The sequence below is a fragment of the Pirellulales bacterium genome, assembly GCA_036490175.1.
In the GTDB taxonomy this organism is placed as follows: Bacteria; Planctomycetota; Planctomycetia; order Pirellulales; family JACPPG01; genus JACPPG01.
On sequence record DASXEJ010000128.1, the window covers coordinates 1 to 3,853 of the forward strand.

Annotated in this window: 4 protein-coding genes; all 4 read left to right on the plus strand. The window is 59.3% G+C overall.

Annotation, left to right across the window (positions count from 1 at the left end):
* Positions 1 to 456 precede the first annotated feature (456 nt).
* Positions 457 to 840 (plus strand): BlaI/MecI/CopY family transcriptional regulator, encoded by a 384-nt coding sequence (locus VGG64_09715; GenBank protein ID HEY1599867.1) that lies wholly within the window; start codon positions 457 to 459, stop codon positions 838 to 840.
* The gene (locus VGG64_09720; GenBank protein HEY1599868.1) at positions 837 to 3,329 is read left to right on the plus strand and encodes a M56 family metallopeptidase; all 2,493 of its coding nucleotides are present in this window, start codon (positions 837 to 839) and stop codon (positions 3,327 to 3,329) included. The genes VGG64_09715 and VGG64_09720 overlap by 4 nt, the downstream gene beginning before the upstream one ends.
* Before the next feature lie 5 nt (positions 3,330 to 3,334).
* Positions 3,335 to 3,586 carry a hypothetical protein gene (locus tag VGG64_09725; protein HEY1599869.1) on the plus strand — a complete coding sequence of 84 codons (252 nt, stop codon included), beginning with the start codon at positions 3,335 to 3,337 and terminating at the stop codon, positions 3,584 to 3,586.
* Positions 3,564 to 3,853: hypothetical protein (locus tag VGG64_09730; protein ID HEY1599870.1), on the plus strand; the 290-nt coding region annotated here is incomplete at its 3' end. The genes VGG64_09725 and VGG64_09730, both read left to right, overlap by 23 nt.

Sequence of the window (3,853 nt, forward strand, 5' to 3'; positions counted from 1 at the left end):
CGTCTTCCACCGCGCAGAAAGGCCCATCGAAGCCGTTCCGATCCCCCGTGGATTACCCGGTGACCGATAAGTGCATCCCGCTCACGCCGCCATCTTGATGGTGGACGACGAGAAATTAAAACTATCTATTGCCGTGGTTGGCTACCCCGCATCCTGATCCGCCGCGTTCGAGCGCTCGCCAGATGACATAGGTCAGCGCGACAAGTACGCCGATCAAGGCACCGAGCGATTTCGCCGCGTCGGCACTTCGATCGCATGGCGGCCGAGGCTCCTCGATAACCGAGCCGGCAATCGCAACCAGCGGATCACAGCCGTTTTTGATCAAGATGTCCTCGTAGAAAAATCGCTTGACTTCGCCACAGTCCGCATTACTATAAAACCAAATCTAAATAACACGAACTCGCGGTTACCGGCCGAATGCCTGCCGCAACACCACCGCAGAAGGATCGGATGGATATGGCCAGACCACCCGCTAGGGAACTCACCGCGCGCGAACTTGAGATTATGCACGTCTTTTGGACCTGTGGAGAGTCAACCGTACAAGATGTCCGCGATGCGCTGGCGAACGGCGGCAGTGAACGCGCTTACACGACGGTTGCCACGTTGGTACGAATTCTGCACGACAAGAAATTCGTCGAGCAAACGAACGATCAGCGGCCGTTCCGATACCGCTCGGTCAGGTCCTATGAGAAAGTTTCGGCGTCACTGCTGCGCGACGTGCTCGACCGCGTTTTCCGGGGTTCGCGCGAACAATTGCTGGTGCGTCTGACCGAACATAAACGGCTTACCGCCAAAGAGCGGGCCGTGCTCGAACAGATTCTCAAGGAGCAACAGCAATGAACGCCCTGGGGATCACGGCAGTCTGGGCCATCGCTCAAGTAAGCGCGGTGACATTGTTCGCGATCGGTTTGTACTCAGTCGTCCGACGCCGCGGCCCTGCGGCTGGGTCGCAGGCCATCGTCGCGGCACTCGCTGTTTCGCTGCTCGTTTCAGCTTTAGCGATTTCCCCCTGGCCGCGCTGGGTGTCGCTGTCGCCTGGTAGCATCACAGTTGATTCAACGCCGCCGGTGGTTCATCCCAGCGAAGGGCTAACTCCCGGCGAAATGGCACCGAGCACTTCGCACACGGCGGCCCAGGACGCGACCCGAATAATGGCTGACGGCGTTCATGGGGCTACGGGAGCAGCAACTTTTTGGGAAACATTGTTGCATGGGTTCGCCCAGAACCTGACTGCCACTGGCAAAAAGTCCTCTTGGAGTTGGCCGGCCATCGTTATCGCCGCGCTAGCGTTTGCCGCAGCACTGGGCATTTCGCGACTGTTGGTCGGCCTCTGGGCTGTGCGGAAGATGCTCGGTGCGAATGTGCCCGTTGCGGACGAGGCTTTAGGTCGCGAGATCGCGCGATTGCGACACGACCTAGGCTGTTCGCGTCCAATCGAAGTCCGTGCGTCATTACAACTTGCCAGCCCCGTCACCATCGGCTGGCGGCGGCCCCTGGTGATCTTACCCGACGACTGGGCGAGCTGGAGCGAATCCGAATTGCGCATCGCCCTGGCGCATGAGATTGCCCACGTAGCTCGCGGCGACTATGCCGCGGGGCTATTCGCTCAGTTTTGCGTGGCTGCTCACTATTACCACCCCTTAGTCCACTGGTTGGCGCGTCGGTTGCGATTGGAACAAGAGCTGTCCGCCGATGCCACGGCGGCGGCCGTAACCGGCTCACGGATCGAGTATTTGACGACTTTGGCGCGGCTGGCGCTGCGCTGCGATAACCGCCCCATCCCTTGGGCAGCACGTCCTTTCTTGCCAGCCAGCGGCACTCTTTTAAGGAGAATCGACTTGCTCCGCGACCCGCGGCAATTGCTGACACGTCCGGTGACAGGCTGGTTGCGCGCAACAATCGTCGGGACTTTGTTAGTCGTTGGACTGCTGGTGGCTGGAGTGCGTGGGCCGGGCGATCGTGCCGTCGCTGCTCCACCCGCCGCGCCACCAAGGGTCGAGGTGAAAGAGGAAATGGTCCAAGACAAAGCACGTAGCATCGTCGGGGAGCATGCGATCACCATCGCTGGCCGGGCGACAGACGTTGATGGTGATCCGGTGGCCGGCGCCACGATTCATCTCGTGTCGTTCAGCATCGGCGTCGGGCCTGGAAGTCTCGGCATTGTCAAGACGGATGCCCTCGGCAGGTATGAATTCCGCGACGCGAAACTTCCGCTAGGTGGTGGCGAACCTCCGCAAGGGGTGTTTCAAGTCTATGCCAACGCGCCGGGGCATGGGCTTGCTTGGCAGGGGGAACGGTATTTCCGTCCCGTGAATCGCCCCCAAGCCAACGACAAGGATCGGCCGTCTCATCAAGACGCCACCGTTTACGCGGACGACAAGCTCTTCGCTGACCTCAGCTTTGGTGCCGAGGCCACCATGCGCGGGCGGCTGGTCGATGAGTCAGACAAACCCATCCATGGCGCGAAAGTCCATGTTCTCCAATGCCGCAGGCTGACTGACGATGACAAGCCTGCGATGAGACGTGACCGTTACCTTGTTGCTCTCGTCGATGGGCCGTCCGCGATGACTGACTCTGATGGCCGCTTTGTCATGCCGGGGCTAACGAAGGAAACGGCGGCGACCATCACGTTATCGCATCCAGATTTTGCCGAGCACATTTACTCGGTCGCGCTGACCGACAAATCGAACGTCAAGGGCGACGACGGCCGCCCGATGATCGTGGGGGACGTGAATCTTCGGTTGGATCGTGGCCGCAAGCTGAGCCTACAATTGCTATACGGCGATACGGCCACGCCAGCGTCGGGCGTGTCCGTCACGGCGTCGCGCCAAGAAAAGGAATACGTTTCTGCATCCGGGAAAACCGACGATCATGGAGCCGTCAGCCTTATCCTGCCGTCGGGAAAATACGAGCTGACGATCAAACCCGACCGAGCCACGCCGGCCGGGTATCTCGAAACGAAGTTGCCCTTGGCGGTTTCCGACGCACCACAAGAGCAGTCAAGCGTGTTGCGCATGCCGGCAGGCTGTACACTTGAGATCGAAGTCGTTGATGCCGACAGCGGGCAGGGGATTCCAAACATCTTCATCAGGGAGGTCGCGAAACAAGATCCAAAAGGATTCGCGCAAGTGTTGATTGCCGGTGAGACGGACGCCGCGGGGAAGTTCCGCAAGCTTGTACCCGCCGGCAAGCATCGCTACGTCCCAGGGGTACCGCCGCAATACAACGTCGTAGTCGGGTCAGACCCGGACCTTCCGATTGATCTGCCCGGCGGTAAGACGGTGTCACTACGATTCAAGCTTCGTAAGCAGGGGGCGGAGAATAAATAACCACATTGCGACTGATCAAGTTAGCAAATGATTTTGCTGACGTGAATGTCGCCGTCACGGCGGTTGCTCGACCTACCTCTTGCTGTGGCAATCCCTATTACGGCATTCGCCAGCTTTGGCATATTGATGAATGGCCATGTCGCTGGATCGGTGATTCTTGGCGCATCATTGCTGCTGCGAACACTCGGACGGGATGGCCGCAAATGGTAAACGAAAGCGCCAAGGAGGCTCAAAATGTCTATGCCTACCGCCCCTAAGACCCGCCGACGCTGGTTCCAATTCATCCTTGCTTCGCTGTTTGTCCTGACGACGCTCGTAGCCATTTGGTTGGCCTGGGAGACTGCCTTCATCCGCGAACGAAAGGCGTGGATCGCACACAACCCAGCGATGCTCGAACAAGACCCGTCAAGTGCTCCCGTAGCCGCCCGCATCCCTTGGTGGCGAAAACTACTCGGCGACGAGGCGGTTCCGTCAATCGCTGAACCAGTCGATTGGTCAGATGAGGATTGTTCTGTAGTAGCGAG